This window comes from Streptomyces sp. NPDC000134 (genome assembly GCF_042899225.1).
Lineage (GTDB): Bacteria > Actinomycetota > Actinomycetes > Streptomycetales > Streptomycetaceae > Streptomyces.
This window is the reverse complement of the sequence record NZ_JBIAZN010000009.1, coordinates 157,062-172,193: the sequence shown is the minus strand read 5'-3', so window position 1 is coordinate 172,193 and position 15,132 is coordinate 157,062. Positions and strand designations below refer to the sequence as shown.

The 15,132-nt window shown below is 73.0% G+C and carries 12 protein-coding genes and 1 pseudogene; 9 read left to right on the top strand and 4 right to left on the bottom strand.

Going from position 1 to position 15,132, the window contains the following annotated elements; genetic code table 11:
• Window positions 1-116 precede the first annotated feature (116 nt).
• The 3 genes from ACFY32_RS15700 to ACFY32_RS15690 all read left to right on the top strand — a co-directional run bounded on the left by ACFY32_RS15700 (window position 117) and on the right by ACFY32_RS15690 (window position 3,460).
• Complete coding sequence (locus ACFY32_RS15700) at window positions 117-1,175, top strand: LacI family DNA-binding transcriptional regulator (RefSeq protein WP_359199354.1); 1,059 nt, start codon at window positions 117-119, stop codon at window positions 1,173-1,175.
• 106 nt (window positions 1,176-1,281) lie between these two features.
• Window positions 1,282-2,727, top strand: a complete 1,446-nt coding sequence (locus ACFY32_RS15695; protein WP_390674460.1) for a glyceraldehyde-3-phosphate dehydrogenase — start codon at window positions 1,282-1,284, stop codon at window positions 2,725-2,727.
• Window positions 2,728-2,827: 100 nt separating this feature from the next.
• The gene (locus ACFY32_RS15690; RefSeq protein WP_359199360.1) at window positions 2,828-3,460 is read left to right on the top strand and encodes a TetR/AcrR family transcriptional regulator; all 633 of its coding nucleotides are present in this window, start codon (window positions 2,828-2,830) and stop codon (window positions 3,458-3,460) included.
• 82 nt (window positions 3,461-3,542) lie between these two features.
• Here ACFY32_RS15690 and ACFY32_RS15685 read toward each other — a convergent pair whose 3' ends face one another.
• Window positions 3,543-4,994, bottom strand: coding sequence for an MFS transporter (locus ACFY32_RS15685; RefSeq protein WP_359199363.1), 1,452 nt, complete (start codon window positions 4,992-4,994; stop codon window positions 3,543-3,545).
• Window positions 4,995-5,211: 217 nt separating this feature from the next.
• On the opposite strand from ACFY32_RS15685, the gene ACFY32_RS15680 reads away from it, so the two are divergent.
• On the top strand, window positions 5,212-5,652 hold the full coding sequence (locus tag ACFY32_RS15680; protein ID WP_390674523.1) for a MarR family winged helix-turn-helix transcriptional regulator: 441 nt from the start codon (window positions 5,212-5,214) through the stop codon (window positions 5,650-5,652).
• A gap of 63 nt (window positions 5,653-5,715) precedes the next feature.
• On the opposite strand, the gene ACFY32_RS15675 is transcribed toward ACFY32_RS15680, so the two are convergent.
• Window positions 5,716-6,333: a TetR/AcrR family transcriptional regulator gene (locus tag ACFY32_RS15675; protein ID WP_390674459.1), complete on the bottom strand. Its 618-nt coding sequence runs from the start codon at window positions 6,331-6,333 to the stop codon at window positions 5,716-5,718.
• Window positions 6,334-6,444: 111 nt separating this feature from the next.
• Here ACFY32_RS15675 and ACFY32_RS15670 point away from each other — a divergent pair, with 111 nt between their 5' ends.
• Together ACFY32_RS15670 and ACFY32_RS15665 are read left to right on the top strand one after the other, a co-directional pair.
• On the top strand, window positions 6,445-7,551 hold the full coding sequence (locus ACFY32_RS15670; RefSeq protein ID WP_359199369.1) for an aldo/keto reductase: 1,107 nt from the start codon (window positions 6,445-6,447) through the stop codon (window positions 7,549-7,551).
• Between the two features lie 158 nt (window positions 7,552-7,709).
• Window positions 7,710-8,753 (top strand): LacI family DNA-binding transcriptional regulator, encoded by a 1,044-nt coding sequence (locus tag ACFY32_RS15665; RefSeq protein ID WP_359199372.1) that lies wholly within the window; start codon window positions 7,710-7,712, stop codon window positions 8,751-8,753.
• Window positions 8,754-8,809: 56 nt separating this feature from the next.
• On the opposite strand, the gene ACFY32_RS15660 is transcribed toward ACFY32_RS15665, so the two are convergent.
• The gene (locus tag ACFY32_RS15660; protein WP_359199375.1) at window positions 8,810-9,886 is read right to left on the bottom strand and encodes a DUF1996 domain-containing protein; all 1,077 of its coding nucleotides are present in this window, start codon (window positions 9,884-9,886) and stop codon (window positions 8,810-8,812) included.
• Between the two features lie 154 nt (window positions 9,887-10,040).
• Window positions 10,041-11,807: pseudogene (locus tag ACFY32_RS15655) on the bottom strand (discoidin domain-containing protein); the annotation flags it as partial.
• A gap of 603 nt (window positions 11,808-12,410) precedes the next feature.
• Here ACFY32_RS15655 and ACFY32_RS15650 point away from each other — a divergent pair.
• Genes ACFY32_RS15650 through ACFY32_RS15640 form a run of 3 tightly spaced genes read left to right on the top strand, consistent with a single transcriptional unit; the run spans window position 12,411 to window position 15,024 of the window.
• Window positions 12,411-13,268 carry a TauD/TfdA family dioxygenase gene (locus tag ACFY32_RS15650; RefSeq protein WP_359203597.1) on the top strand — a complete coding sequence of 286 codons (858 nt, stop codon included), beginning with the start codon at window positions 12,411-12,413 and terminating at the stop codon, window positions 13,266-13,268.
• Window positions 13,265-14,065, top strand: a complete 801-nt coding sequence (locus tag ACFY32_RS15645) for an aldolase/citrate lyase family protein (protein WP_359203594.1) — start codon at window positions 13,265-13,267, stop codon at window positions 14,063-14,065. Before ACFY32_RS15650 ends, ACFY32_RS15645 begins: the two co-directional genes overlap by 4 nt.
• On the top strand, window positions 14,065-15,024 hold the full coding sequence (locus ACFY32_RS15640) for a cysteine synthase family protein (RefSeq protein ID WP_359203591.1): 960 nt from the start codon (window positions 14,065-14,067) through the stop codon (window positions 15,022-15,024). The genes ACFY32_RS15645 and ACFY32_RS15640 overlap by 1 nt, the downstream gene beginning before the upstream one ends.
• Window positions 15,025-15,132: the final 108 nt, after the last annotated feature.

Sequence of the window (15,132 nt, the reverse complement as noted above, 5' to 3'; positions counted from 1 at the left end):
GTCCCGGGCGGACGAGGCAGCCGGCCCCGGCAGCCCGCACGGCTCGGCCTATGCTGGCGTCCTCCGGGCGGTGCGGGGTGGCCGTGCCGCCGTGCCGACGTCGAGGAACCGGTCGTATGAGCCAAGGCGCCGCCGAGGGCCGTGCGCGGCGCAGCCGGCGCAGTTTCGCCGGGGCGCGCCCCGTGATGGCGGACGTGGCCCGCCGGGCCGGTGTCTCCAAGCAGACCGTCTCCCGGGTGCTGAACGACCATCCGGCGGTCCGCGCGGAGACCCGGGCGGCGGTGCTCGACGCGATGCGGGCGCTGGGCTACCGGCCCAGCCGCAGCGCCCGGTCGCTGGCCAGCGGGCGGACCCGGACGGTGGGCGTGCTCTCCTTCGACGCGGCGCGGTACGGGCCGGCGGCGATGCTGACCGCGATCGACGGCGCGGCGCGCGAGGCCGGGTACCTGGTGAGTTCCATCGCGCTGGGCACCGCCGACCGGGACACGGTGGCGGAGGCGGTGGACCGGCTGTCCGCCGAGGGCGCGGACGGGGTGATCGCCATCGCGCCGCAGCGGTGGGTGGGCCGGGCCCTCGCGGAGTCCGCCCTGGGGACGCCGGTGGTGGTGCTGGACGACGCCCCGGCGGACGGCGCGCCGCTGGTCACCGGCGATTCCGCCGGCGGCGCCCGGCAGGCCACCGAGCATCTCCTGGCCCTCGGGCACCGCACGGTCCGGCATGTGGCGGGGCCGGCCGGCTGGACCTCCGCCGACCGGCGGCTGGCCGCCTGGCGGGGCGCCCTGGAGGCGGCCGGCGCGCGGGTGCCCGAGCCGCTCTTCGGTGACTGGAGCGCGGAGTCCGGGTACGAACTGGGCCGCCGCCTGGCCGGGTCCGGCGAGGTGACGGCGGTGTTCGCCGCCAACGACCAGATGGCGCTCGGGGTGCTGCACGCCCTGCACGAGGCGGGGCGGCCGGTCCCGGACGAGGTCAGCGTGGTCGGCTACGACGACATCCCGGAGGCGGCGCACTTCCTGCCGCCGCTGACCACCGTGCGCACCGACTTCACGGAGATCGGCACCCGTTCCCTGCGGTTGCTGCTGCACCGGATCGACGGCACCGAGCCGCCGCCGTCCGACGCGCTGGTCCCGGCCGAACTCGTCGTCCGCCGCAGCAGCGCGCCCCCGCGCGGCCGGTAGCCGGGCCCCGGCGCCCGCTCATCCGATCACCCCTCCCCCCACTTGATCGATCAGACCGCGCCATGTGTTTAACATATGAGCGCCGCCTAGCTCGAAAGATGGAACCGTGACTGTCAACGACGACTCGTTCACCGACTGGAAGAACCGCGAGGAGATCGCGGAATCGATGATCCCGATGATCGGGAAGCTGCACCGGGAGCGGGACGTGACGGTCCTGCTGCACAGCCGCTCCCTGGTGAACAAGTCGGTGGTCAGCATCCTCAAGACGCACCGCTTCGCCCGGCAGATCGCCGGCGCGGAACTGTCGGTCACCGAGACACTGCCGTTCCTGGAGGCGCTCACCGCTCTGGACCTCGGCCCGTCGCAGATCGACATCGGCATGCTCGCCGCGACCTACAAGGGCGACGACCGCGGGCTGTCCGTGGCCGAGTTCACCGCCGAGGCCGTCGCCGGGGCCACCGGCGCCGACAAGATCGACCGGCGGGAGCCGCGCGACGTCGTCCTCTACGGCTTCGGGCGCATCGGCCGGCTGCTGGCCCGGCTGCTGATCGAGAAGGCCGGCTCCGGCAACGGACTGCGGCTGCGCGCCATCGTGGTCCGCGACAGCGGCGGCGGCGACCTGGTGAAGCGGGCCTCGCTGCTGCGCCGGGACTCCATCCACGGCCAGTTCCAGGGCACGATCACCGTCGACGAGGCGAACAGCACGATCGTCGCCAACGGCAACGCGATCAAGGTGATCTACTCCGACGACCCGACGTCGGTGGACTACACGGCGTACGGCATCAAGAACGCCATCCTCATCGACAACACCGGCCGCTGGCGCGACCGCGAGGGCCTCGCCAAGCACCTGCGGCCCGGCATCGACAAGGTGGTGCTGACCGCGCCGGGCAAGGGCGACGTCCCGAACATCGTGCACGGCGTCAACCACGACACCGTCAAGCCGGACGAGCGGATCATCTCCTGCGCCTCCTGCACCACCAACGCCATCGTCCCGCCGCTGAAGGCGATGGCCGACGAGTACGGTGTGGTGCGCGGCCACGTGGAGACCGTCCACTCGTTCACCAACGACCAGAATCTGCTGGACAATTACCACAAGAGCGACCGTCGCGGCCGGTCGGCGCCGCTGAACATGGTCATCACCGAGACCGGTGCCGCCTCCGCGGTCGCCAAGGCGCTCCCCGACCTCAAGGCACGGATCACCGGCAGCTCGATCCGGGTGCCGGTGCCGGACGTCTCGATCGCCATCCTCAACCTCCAGCTCGCCCGGGAGACCACCCGCGAGGAGGTCCTCGACCACCTCCGCGAGGTGTCGCTGACCTCGCCGCTGAAGCGCCAGATCGACTTCATCACCGCCCCCGACGCGGTCTCCAGCGACTTCATCGGCTCCCGCCACGCCTCGATCGTCGACGCCGGCGCCACCAAGGTCGAGGGCGACAACGCCATCCTCTACCTCTGGTACGACAACGAGTTCGGCTATTCCTGCCAGGTGGTCCGGGTCGTCCAGCACGTCTCGGGCGTGGAGTACCCGACGTTCCCGGCCCCCGAGGTCTGACCGGCCGGGCCGCGCCGTCACGGGCCGCGCCGCCGTGGGAGGATGGTGGCGCCGCCCGTCCCTGTTCGTATCCGTATCCGTATCCGGTGAGGTCGACGCCGTGTCCAAGCCCGTGGTCCGCGAACCGCTGCGGAGCCATGCGCGCTCCAACCGGGCCCGCATCCTGGCCACGGCCCGGCAGGAGCTGGGCCGGAACCCGGACGCCACCCTGGAGGAGATCGCCCGCGCGGCCGGCGTGGTGCGCCGCACCGTCTTCGGCCACTTCCCCGGCCGGGCGGCCCTGCTGGAGGCGCTGGCCGAGGAGGCGTCCGAGACGCTGCGCGGCGTCGTGGCCCGGCAGCCGGGCACGGACGAGACTCCCGAGCGGGCGCTGGCCCGGTTCGTCCTCGATCTGTGGCCGGTCGGCGACCGCTACCGGCTGCTGCTCTCCCTGGCCCGCCAGGACCTCGGTGTGGAGCGGGTCTCCGACGTGCTGACCCCGGCCCGCGAGGCGGCGGCGGCCATCCTGGAGCGGGGGCAGCGCACGGGCGTGTTCCAGGGCGGACTGCCGCCCGCCGTGCTCAGCTACGCCCTGGAGGCGTTGACCCTCTCCCTGCTGGACAGCGTCAACGCCGGCATCTGGACCGACGACGGCACGGGGACCGCCGTCGCCCACCTCGTGGCCGCCGGGGTCCCGGAGCGGACGGCGACGGACGTGGTCGCCGCCGTCGCCGCCGAGCAGCCCGGCCGCTGATCCGGCCCGCGCTCGGCGGGGTCGCCGCCGGGGTCCGGGGCTGCGGTCGGTACGTGCCGGTGCGGGGGACGCGCCCGGGTGCTCAGGCGCGGGCCGGCGCCTCGTCGGCCGGGGTCCGGTCGTCCTCGGCGGCGGCGCCCGCGGCGCGTACGGCGGGGATCAGCAGGGCGACGGCGGCCGACAGCAGGGCCACCCCGCAGCCGATCAGCAGGCCGGTGCGGAAGCCGTCCTCGGAGGCGAGGGTGTGGCCGCCCAGGGTGATGGTCATCTGCGCCAGGACGACACCGATGACCGCGGAGCCGATCGTGGTGCCGAGGGAGCGCATCAGGGCGTTGAAGCCGTTGGCGGCGGCGGTCTCGGACAGCGGCACCGCGCTCATGATCAGGGCGGGCATCGCGCCGTAGGCGAGGGCGACCCCGCTGTTGATGACGATGCCGGAGACCATCAGGCCCCAGGCGGTGCCCATCAGCGGGAGCGCGACCCCGTATCCGGCGGCCATCACCAGCGCGCCGCAGATCAGGGTGAACTTCGGGCCCCGGGCGTTGATGAGCTTCCCGCCCAGCGGGGAGACGATCATCATCATCACGCCGCCGGGCGCCAGGTACAGGCCGGCCGCCAGCATCGACTGCCCGAGTCCGTAGCCGGTGGCCTCGGGGAACTGGAGCAGTTGCGGGGCGATCAGCATGAAGGCGTACATGCCGACGCCGATGAGGACCGAGGAGGCGTTGGTGAACAGCACCCGGGGGCGGGCGGTGGTGCGCAGGTCGACCAGGGGCTCACGGGTGCGCAGTTCGTAGGCGCCCCAGACGGCGAGGGCCACCGCGGCGAGGGCGAACAGGCCGAGCGTGGTGCCCGAGGTCCAGCCCCAGTCACCGCCCTTGGAGATCGCCAGCAGCAGCGAGACCAGGCCGATGGCGAGGCCGATGGCGCCGGGCGCGTCGAAGCGCTGGCCCTTGGCGCCGGCCGGCACGTCCGGGACGACGAAGAAGATCAGCGCGCCGATCAGCAGGGCGAGCCCCGCCGAACCCCAGAACAGCGCCCGCCAGTCGGCGTACTGGGCGACGGCGGCGGCCAGCGGCAGGCCGATCGCGCCGCCGATGCCCATGGAGGCGCTGACCAGGGCGATGGAGCCGCTCAGCTTCTCCGCCGGGACGACGTCGCGCAGCAGCGCGATGCCGAGCGGGACCATGCCCATGCCCATGCCCTGGAGTCCGCGTCCGACGATCATCGGTACGACGGAGGAGGCGAGGGCGCACACCACCGAGCCGGCCACCAGCGGGACGGCGCAGGCCAGCAGCATCCGCCGCTTGCCCAAGAGGTCGCCGAGGCGCCCGGAGACCGGGACGCACACTCCGGCGACCAGCAGGGTGACGGTGACGACCCAGGCCGCGTTGGAGGGCGAGGTGTGCAGGATCTGCGGCAGTTCCGCGATCAGCGGGGTCACCAGGGTCTGCATGACGGCGGCGACGGTGCCGGCCAGCGCGAGCGTGGCGACGACACCGCCTGGGCGGGCGGTCGACTGGGGGCCGTCCATGACGGGGCTCCTCTGTGAGACGTCGGCGGGGAGGCGCGCCTCGGCCGAGGACGCTGTATGCAGCATACACATGGCATGTATGCACCACATGTCATGCAGGATGCATATGATGAAGTGGAACCAGCGCGAAGGGGGGCGCACCAGCCGGTCGCACACGACGAGAAGAGGGCACGTGAACAGCGCGGACAGGGCCACGGCGCGGGTGGAGTTCGAGCAGATGCTGCTGAGCCGCTATATGCACCTGCACAAGAGCAAGGGGCGCCGCACCGGCAGTGTCCTGGACCGCAGCGCCTACATCCTGCTCAGCCGCATCCGCGTACAGGGCCCGATGTCGATCGGCCAGCTCGGTGAGGCGTTCGGGCTGGACGCCTCCACGCTGAACCGGCAGACCGCGGCGGCCATGCGGGCCGGCCTGGTCGAGCGCATCCCCGATCCCGACGGGGGCATGGCCCGCAAGTTCCGCATCACGCAGGAGGGCGAGCGGCGGCTCGACGAGGAGCGCACCGGCCTCGTCGACAGCCTGGACCGCATCATGACGGACTGGCCCGAGGAGGACATCACGGCCTTCGCCGACTACCTCCAGCGCTTCAACTCCGACATCGAGCGCCTGCACGGCATGCCCTGGCCCCGCCCCCGGGCGGCGGAACCCCGCCCCTGACCCGCGGCCCGGCCCCGGGCGGGCCGGTCAGCCCTGCCGTACGTACGCCCCCGGGCGGACCGGTCAGTCCCGCCGTACGTACGCCCCCGCGCACGCCGCGGCGGCGGCGGCCTCGGCGGCCCGGTCGGCGGCGGCCTCGTCGAGCGGCAGGCCGCTGGTGAGCAGGCGGTAGTAGAGGGGCGCGGAGACCGCGCGGATCACCTCGTGCGCGTCCGTGCCCTCGGGCAGCTCCCCCCGTTCGACCGCCTGGCGCACACAGGGGGCCCATTCCTCGACGCGGGTCTCGTAGAAGCGGTGCAGCGCCTCGGCGGTCCTCGGTTCGCAGACGGCCGCCGCGATCACGGCCTTGAACAGCGCCCCCTGGCGGGGGTCGGCGAGGGTGCGCCGGACGAGACGGGCGTTGGCCGTCAGGTCGCCCAGCAGGGAGCCGGTCTCGGTGCGCGGCAGCGACTGCTCGGCCATGTCCGCCAGCAGGTCGGCCACCAGGCCGGTGACGGTCCCCCAGCGGCGGTAGACAGTGGTGCGGCCCACCTCGGCGCGGCGCGCCACATCGGCGAGGTCGAGGCCCGCGAAGCCGTGCTCGGCGAGGGCGTCGCCGGCCGCCCGCAGCACCGCCGCCCGCACCCGCGCGGTCCGACCGCCCGGCCGCACGGTCCCCGGCTCGCCCTGCTCCGACTCCATAACGGGACTCCAGTTCCATTAGACGCTCATCACTGCTACCTTGGGGCCACATCCTAACGGAACAGCAGTCCCGTTAGCAGTAGTTCCCGTTGAGCGGATCGAGGAGCAGCCATGGAGTACAGGCGACTGGGCGCGTCCGGACTGAAGGTCCCCGCGCTGAGCTTCGGCGCCGGCACCTTCGGCGGACAGGGCCCGCTGTTCGGCGCCTGGGGCACCACCGACGTACGCGAGGCCCGCCGCCTGGTGGACATCTGCCTGGACGCCGGGATCACCCTGTTCGACACCGCCGACGTGTACTCCGGCGGCGCGTCCGAGGAGGTGCTGGGCGAGGCGCTCAAGGGCCGCAGGGACCGGGTGCTGATCTCGACCAAGGCCGGACTGCCGACGGGCGACGGGCCGGGCGACGCGGGCACCTCCCGCGCCCGGCTGATCGCCGCGTGCGAGGCGGCGCTGCGCCGGCTCGGCACCGACCACATCGACCTGTTCCAGTTGCACGCCTTCGACGCCGGCACCCCCGTCGAGGAGGTGCTGTCCGCCCTGGACGACCTGGTCCGCGCCGGAAAGGTCCGCTACCTCGGCATCTCCAACTTCTCCGGCTGGCAGGCGATGAAGTCCCTCGCCCTGGCGGAGAAGCACGGCCGCGCCCGCTATGTCGCGCACCAGGTGTACTACTCCCTGGTCGGCCGCGACTACGAGTGGGAGCTGATGCCCCTCGGTCTCGACCAGGGCCTCGGCGCCCTGGTGTGGAGCCCGCTCGGCTGGGGGCGGCTCACCGGCCGGATCGGCCGCGGCCGGCCGCTCCCGGCGGGCAGCCGGCTGCACCGGACCGCCGACTACGGGCCGCCGGTCGAGGACGAGCACCTCTACCGGGTGGTGGACGCGCTGGAGGAGATCGCGCGGGAGACCGGCCGGGCCGTGCCGCAGATCGCCATCAACTGGCTGCTCCGGCGGCCCACCGTCTCCTCCGTCATCATCGGCGCCCGCAACGAGGAGCAGCTCCGGCAGAACCTCGGCGCGGTCGGCTGGACGCTCACCCCCGAACAGACGGCCCGGCTCGACGCGGCGAGCGCCAGGACGGCGCCCTACCCGTACTTCCCCTACCAGCGGCAGGAGGGGTTCGCCCGGCTGAACCCGCCGGTCTTCGGCGGCCCTCGCCCCGAGGACGCCGGGAGCGCCGCCGACGCGGCGGGGGCGCCGAGCCCCGTTCGTACGCCGTGACGGTCGACGGGCCGGGCGCGGCGGGCCGTCGAGAGAAGGCGGTCCGCCCCTCCGGTGTCAGGCGTCGAGGATGTGACACCCGAGACGCCGCGACGGTGCGTGCCCGGCGGGCGGAGAACGCTCTACCAGGCTCGCTCGCGCCGGATTAAGGTACGCGCATGACGCGACAGTCGCCGACTCTGGAGGACGTCGCCCGGGAGGCGGGTGTCTCGCGGGCGACCGTCTCCCGGGTCATCAACGGCGTCCGCAATGTCGACCCGGCCCTCCAGGACGTGGTGCGCAGCGCGATCGAGCGGACGGGGTACACCCCGAACAGCGCCGCGCGCTCGCTGGTGACCCGGCGGGCCGAGACCATCGCCCTGGTCGTCTCCGGCGCGGGCGACGACGCCTCCGAGGGCGAGCGGACCGCCTTCGCGACCCGGGTGTTCGCGGACCCCTTCTTCGGACGGGTGGTCAGCGGGGTCATCGGCTTCCTGCGGCCCAGGTCGATGCACCCGGTGCTGATGTTCGCCGAGTCGGAGGCCGCGCGGCGGCAGGTCCGGGCGTATCTGCGGCAGGGCCGGGCGGACGGCGCGCTGATCGTCTCCACGCACGCCGAGGACCCGCTGCCGGCCCTCCTGGCGGCGGAGCACCTGCCGTGCGTGCTGTTCGCCCGGCCGGCCGTGGCGGTCCCGGTCAGCCATGTCGACCTCGACCACCGGGAAGGCGGGCGACTGGCCGCCGAACACCTGCTGGCCCGCGGCTGCCGGCGTCCCGCGACCGTCACCGGACCGCTGGACCTGCCCGCCGCGCAGGACCGGCTCACCGGCTTCCGCGACACCATGGCCCGCCACGGCCACCCGTACGTGCCCATCGCCGAGGGCGGCTTCACCCTCGACAGCGGGGCGGAGGCGGCGGCCCGGCTGCTGACCGAACACCCCGGCATCGACGGGTTGTTCGCGGCCAACGACCTGATGGCCCAGGGGGCCTGCGAGACGCTGCGGCAGCGCGGCCGGCGGGTCCCGGAGGACGTGAAGGTCGTCGGCTTCGACGACTCCATCACGGCCACCACCTGCCGGCCGCGGCTGACCACGGTCCGGCAGCCGATGGAGGAGATGGCGGCCGCGATGGCCCGCGTCCTGCAGGAGCACATCGAGGGGACCCGCGCCGAGCCCGCGTCGGTGGTCTTCCGACCGGAGCTGGTGGTACGCGAGTCGGCGTGACCGCCGCGCGGCGTCCGGTCCCTTCCGCGCGGCGGGGAGGCGGAGAAGGCGACGGGTCAGGGAAGCCGGTAGTCGGGGCCCAGTGCCGCGCCCTGCTGCGGATGGGTCTGGTCGTAGCCGCGGGCGTCGCACTGCAGGCCGCCCACCACGCAGTGCTCGACGAGGGCCTTCAGGGTCGGCTCGTGCCAGGCGTTGAAGAAGTCGTAGTGGAACGAGTATCCGCGCCCGCTGGCCAGCCTCACCCGGGACATGTCACCGTCGACGGGCCAGGCCATCTTGAACTCGATCATGGGCAGTGCCACGGGGTGACTCGCCGGGCAGACGTCGTTGTTGGTGCCCGGCGTGACCACGGGGTAGGCCATGTGGCTCTGGTGGTCGGGCGTGTCCAGGTACCGGCCGTCCCAGCAACTGGGCGCCTGCATGCGGAGGTTGAGCTGCGTACCGGTCGGGCAGGTGAGGGGGAAGTCGACGTTCTTGAAACTGTCGCCGCACTCCCATCCCTCGACCCAGCCCTCGTGGCCCCGGAAGTCCTGGGCGCTCTGGAGCGGGCTGCCGACGACGAAGCGCAGTCCCTTGGGGAAGGGCCGGACGCTGGTGTAGTCGGTGACGCCGGCCTTGTAGTAGATGACCTGGGGGCCGGCCGGCAGGATCTTCTCGTCGCCGTCGTAGAGCGAGGGCATCCAGTACGCCGAGGAGTCGCCGGGCGCCCGGCAGGTGGTGGCACCGCCGTACAGGGACGCCGTGGTGCTGTGCGCGTCGGTCGACGTGTTGCCCATGAACGTGTGGTCGTGGGATCTGCCGGGCTGCGCCGGGTAGACGATCGGGTCGTCCGGGGCGGTGCGGGCGACCGCGCAGTTGGCCTGGAACTCGTGGAAGTAGCGGGGCGCGGGCTGCCGGTCGGACGGGGTCACGCCCGTGACCGGCGGGTTCGCCGGTATGTATCCGTCACCGTCCGGGTCGTCGCCGGAGGGCACCGCGGAGACCGCCATGGCGTGGCCGGCGTGCGCGGGGCCCGCCCGCCCATGCTCGGCGGGCCGGCCGGCGGCGGCCGTGATCGACCCGATGCCGAAGACCGTGGTCACCACAGCCATGCACACGAGCAGCGCGGAGAAACCTGTGGACCGTCGTTCCATTGCGACCTCCTTGCGGGAGCGGGGCGACCGTCCCACCGCGGAACGGCTCCGTGCGGTGTGTCCTGCGGTCGGCCGGGGCCGCCCGTCCCGTGGAGCGGGCGGCCCCGGCCGGTGCCGCGTGCGGTCGCCGTCACCGTGCGGGTGCCGGTGTCACCGTGGCGGTGCCGGGCGGGGCGACGACCTTCACCGACCGGGTCTCGACGCCCGCGTTGCCGTGTCCGTCCGTGGCCTCGACGTAGACCTTCCACACGCCGGTCCGTTCGGGCGCGGTGACCGCGAAGGTGCCGTTGCCGGTGGCCCGCCACCTGGCCTCGACCAGGGACCTGTCGCCGTTGGCGTAGGTGCCGCCGAGGAAGATCCGGTGGCCGACCGGGTCGCCGTCCGGGTCCCGTACGTCGGCGCGGACGGTGAACTCGGCGCCGGCCGGTGCCGCGGCGGCCGGTGAGACGGTCATGCCGGTGATCACCGGCGGGGTGTTGTCGCCCGCGGTGGTTCCGGCGTACGCCTGCTTCACCGCGTAGTACGACAGCCGTTTGAGGCCGCCGGAGCGGAGGTTGAACCAGATGCCGCCGAAGTCGTGCTCGGTGCCGTAGTGGAACAGGGTGGCGCCCAGCGCGACACCCCGGTGGCCGGTGACGCAGTTCCACGCCTTGGTGTAGCCGTCGGCCTTCTGTACGTCGGTGGGCTCGTCCGGCACGCCGTTCGCGTCGTGGGGCACCTCCCACTCGCCGGCCGGTCCGCCCTCGGTGACGAGGTAGGGCTTGGTGTAGCCGCCCTGCTGCCAGGCGGTCCGGACACCGCAGACGTCGCCGTAGGAGTTCACCGCGTACAGGTCCAGGTCGGGCGCGTTGCGCTGGTAGTACGGCCAGGCGCCCGTCCAGGCGTCGGTGGAGGTGACCGGGTGGTCCGGGTCGATCGCGTGGATGCGCCTGGCCACGTCGCCTACGAACGCGGTGTAGGCGTTGCGCTGCGCCTCCAACCGCTCGCCGCCGTAACAGTTCTGCAGACCGAGCACCGACTCGTTGCCCACGTTCCACATCAGCGTGCCGGGGTGGGTCCGGTAGGCGTCGACCCACTTGGTGATCTCGGTGAGCACGGTGGCCTTGTACGCGGTGTCGGTGACGTAGTCGACGCAGCCGCCGCTGCCCGGTCCGCCGCCCGGCTGGAGCCAGAAGCCGTTGATCACGCGGATGCCGTTGGCCGCCGCGCTGTCCAGCAGTGACCTGGTGGAACCGTCGGTGCCCCAGGTGCGCAGGGTGTTGACCCCCATGGACCTCAGGTCGGGCAGGTGCCCGGGGGCGTCCGCGACGGGCGGGCCCCAGGTGAGCCCCTTGACGGTGTACGGCTGTCCGTCCACCTGGAGCTGCCAGTTGCCCGGCGAGCCCGTCACCGCGACCGCTGCCCCGGCGGGCGACGCGGTGCCGTAGACCTGGAACTCCCACAGCGAGTAGCCGTAGCCGCCGGAGCGGGCCGTGCCGAGCATGCGGACGTAACGGCCGGAGCCGGAGACGGCGAGGTCGTCGGTGCCGCCGTCGCCGGCCGTGACGGCCCTGAGGGTCCGCCAGTCGGTGCCGTTGTCGGACGCCTGGATCTCGTACGCCTTGGCGTAGGCGGCCTCCCAGGTGAGGACGGCACGGCTGAGGTCCGCCCGCCGGCCGAGGTCGACTTGTATCCACTGCGGGTCGCTCCACCGGCTGGCCCACCGGGTCCGGGCCGGGTCGCCGTCGACCGCCGCGGCGGCGGAGAGGCCGTCGCCCTCCTGCGAGGAGGCGGTGGCGGGCCTGCCCTGGGAGAGCAGGGTGCCGGCGGCCGCGGCGCCGGGGGCGGTCGCGAAGGAGAGCAGCGACGCCAGCAGCGCGCCGAGCGTGACGAACAGCGCTCCGGCACGCGGGCGGCCGGACCGGACGGCGGGTCTCAACACGAAGGCTCCCGGCAGAGGTCGAGGAGGACAGGCGCCGAGTGACCCGGCCGCCTGGGAGAGCGCTCTCCCATGGAGACTGACGGCCGGACGTGAACCTGTCAACGCTTCCGGAGGCGCCGATCCGGGACCGCGGGGCAACCCCTCCGGGCGCCGCCGGGGCCGGCCGCCGCGGGCGGGGACGAGGGACCGGGCGCGGGTGGCGGGATGTCGTCGCCGCCGCCGGTGTCCGCACCCTTCGCACCGCCGCGCCGGCCGTCATGTGGGGCAGCCCGGTTCCGGATACCCAGCGGGGCGGCGCGGCCTCCCGGAAAGTGATTCCGGCCTTTTGGGAATTCATTTTCCAAAAACCTACCGGAAATTTAACAAGCGATATTCTAGTGGGGCGCGAGTACGGCTCTGTTTTCGGCCGAATGGCCGAGATCTGCATCATTGAGCGTTCCTCCATCCAGGCACGAGTGTCGCCATGCCGAAATTCGAGTGAGGCACTAGTGGCGAAACTATGATCGAGATCGAGCCGGTGCGGAGAGGGGGGCTGGGCGCCCTGTGCCTTTGTCCGAGCCCACGGCCGCACTTCCGCCGCTTGACGATGAGGGGAATCGAAAAGTGTCCTTTGAGATACGCAGGATCGGCGGGCGCATCGGCGCCGAGGTGGTCGGGATCGATCTTGGGTCCGATCTGTCGGCGTCGGATTTCTCGCAGGTGCACCAGGCGCTGCTCGACCACAAGGTGCTCTTCTTCCGGGACCAGGAGATCACCGACGAGCAGCAGTTGGAGTTCGCCGGGCGGTTCGGGCCGCTGACCCAGAAGCATCCGATGATGCGCACCGTGGAGGGCCGGCCTCAGGTCATCGCCGTCGACGGGGAGGACCAGCGGGCCGACCACTGGCACACCGACATCAGCTTCACGCTGACCCCGTCGCTGGGCACGACGCTGCGCAGCATCGTGCTGCCGCCGTACGGCGGTGACACCATGGTCGCCAACGGCGAGGCCGCCTACAAGCAGCTCCCCGCGGAGCTGCGGGAGATCGCCGACAGGCTGTGGGCCGTGCACACCAACCACGCCGAGCAGCCGAGGCTGGGGACCGAGCGCGGCGAGGCGACCCGCAAGGCGTTCCTGGCCAAGCGGTTCGAGGCCGCGCACCCGGTGGTGCGGGTGCACCCGGAGTCCGGTGAACCCTCCCTGTTCCTGGGCGGTTTCGCCCAGCGGCTGGTCGGTATGACCCTGCGGGAGTCGCGGCCGATCATCGACGTCCTGCAGTCCTACGTGCACCGGCCGGAGAACGTGGCCCGCTGGACCTGGCGGCCCGGTGACGTGCTGATCTTCGACAACCGCAACACCCAGCACTTCGCCGTCAACGACTACGACGACCACAAGCGGGTGCTCAACCGGGTGTCCATCACCGGTGACGTGCCGGTGGGCCTCGACGGCAAGAAGAGCTATGTGATCGAGGAGGGCGAGTGACAGCGGGGCGGCAGGACCCGGCGGACTTCGTCGCCAGGCTGCGGCGCCGGGAGCGGCTGGTCGGGTACTGGATCGCCTGCGACAACCCGGTCGGCACCGAGCGCATCGCCGGCGTGGGCTACGACTACATCGGCGTCGACGGCCAGCACGGCGTCGTCCACCAGCCGGGCTGGCAGTCCGCGATGCTCGCCGTGGACGCCATGGGGCGTTCGGCCGGTGTCATCCGGGTGCCCTCGGTCGACCCGATCGCGATCGGCGCGGCACTGGACGCCGGGGCGCGCGCCGTGATCGTGCCCATGGTCGAGACCGCCGAGGAGGCGTCGGTCGCCGCCCGCGCCTGCCGGCACTGGCCCGCGGGCACCCGCAGTCTGGGCGGCCCGGTCCGTGCCGAGCTGCGGCTCGGCGCGGTGCCCGGCGAACTGGACGAGGCCGTGGCCTGCATCGCGATGATCGAGACCGCGGCCGCGATGGAGAACCTGACGGCGATCTGCGCCACGCCCGGTCTGGACGCGGTCTACATCGGCCCGGCCGACCTGTCCGTCGCCCTGGGCGCGCGGTACTTCGGCGACCCCGCCGCCCAGGACGACCTGGAGCGGGCGCTGAAGGAGGTCACCACGGCCGCCGCCGAGGCGGGCATCGCGTGCGGCATCCACTGCCTGGACGGCGCGTCCGCGGCGCGGCGGCTGACCGAGGGTTTCACCTTCGCCACCGTGTCGAGCGACATCACCCACCTGCAAGCGGCGGCGGCCGCCCATCTGACGGCGGCGCTGGGCGCGGAAGCGGATCGTGAGCGGTGATGGCGGGCAACGCCGGTTCCGCGCCGATCCGTTCGCTGGACGAGCTGGTGGGCGGCACCCCGATCCTGGACGTCGCGCTGCCCGGCATCCCCGACGGCGTGCGGCTGCTGGCCAAGCTGGAGATGTTCAACCCGCTGTTCAACGTGAAGGACCGGGCCGTCCTGTACATGCTGCGGGAGGCCGAGGAGTCGGGGCTGCTGCCCGCCGAGGGCGGCACGGTCATCGAGTGCTCGTCCGGCAGCACCGGCATCTCGCTCGCGGCCATGTGCGCCGTACGCGGTCACCGCTGCGTCATCGTCATGCCGGACAACGCGACCGAGGAGCGGCGCCAGATCCTGCGTGAACTCGGTGCCGAGATCGTGCTGGTGCCGCACGAGGAGGGGCTGCTGCCCGCCTGGAAGTTCGCGGAGGAGATGCAGCGCGGCCTGCCCGGGTCGTGGCTGCCGCACCAGGACCAGAACCCGGCGAACGTGCGCGCGCACTACGAGACGACCGGGCCGGAGATCCTCCAGGCGTGCGGCGGAAAGGTCGACGTCTTCGTGTGCGGCGTGGGCACCGGCGGCACGCTGACCGGCGTGGCGCGGTACCTCAAGGAGCACGGGGACACGCATGTCGTCGCCGTCGAGCCGGCCTCCTCCGCGGTCCTCAGCGGCGGTGACGCGGGGCCGCACGGCATCCCCGGCATCGGGGCGGGTTATGTCTCCGAACTCACCGATCTGACGCTGATCGACGAGGTCGTCGCCGTACCGGACGAGGCGGCTGCCACCACACGGCGCGAGGTCGCCCGGGTGACCGGCCTGCTGGTCGGCTACTCCGCGGGGGCCTCGGCGTACGCCGCGCGGACGCTGGCCCGGCGGGAGCGGTGGGCCGGGGCGACCGTCGTCACCGTGTTCCCCGACAGCGGGGAGCGCTACTTGTCCACGGCGTCGGACCGGACACCCGACCTCGGATCGGACTAGGCCCCGCCGCTCGGACCAGGCCGGCCACCGCGGACGGTGGCTCGCGGCCGGCCCGGGTGCGGGCGACCGGGGTGCCCCCGCGCGAGCCGGGCGAAGCCGGTTCGCGCG

What these genes read in the sequence shown, in the direction of transcription:
- ACFY32_RS15700 (WP_359199354.1), top strand. Translation starts at nt 117, where the DNA reads ATGAGCCAAGGCGCCGCCGAGGGCCGTGCGCGGCGCAGCCGGCGCAGT.
- ACFY32_RS15685 (WP_359199363.1), bottom strand. Translation starts at nt 4,994, where the DNA reads ATGGACGGCCCCCAGTCGACCGCCCGCCCAGGCGGTGTCGTCGCCACG.
- ACFY32_RS15680 (WP_390674523.1), top strand. Translation starts at nt 5,212, where the DNA reads ATGCTGCTGAGCCGCTATATGCACCTGCACAAGAGCAAGGGGCGCCGC.
- ACFY32_RS15675 (WP_390674459.1), bottom strand. Translation starts at nt 6,333, where the DNA reads ATGGAGTCGGAGCAGGGCGAGCCGGGGACCGTGCGGCCGGGCGGTCGG.
- ACFY32_RS15670 (WP_359199369.1), top strand. Translation starts at nt 6,445, where the DNA reads ATGGAGTACAGGCGACTGGGCGCGTCCGGACTGAAGGTCCCCGCGCTG.
- ACFY32_RS15665 (WP_359199372.1), top strand. Translation starts at nt 7,710, where the DNA reads ATGACGCGACAGTCGCCGACTCTGGAGGACGTCGCCCGGGAGGCGGGT.
- ACFY32_RS15660 (WP_359199375.1), bottom strand. Translation starts at nt 9,886, where the DNA reads ATGGAACGACGGTCCACAGGTTTCTCCGCGCTGCTCGTGTGCATGGCT.
- ACFY32_RS15640 (WP_359203591.1), top strand. Translation starts at nt 14,065, where the DNA reads ATGGCGGGCAACGCCGGTTCCGCGCCGATCCGTTCGCTGGACGAGCTG.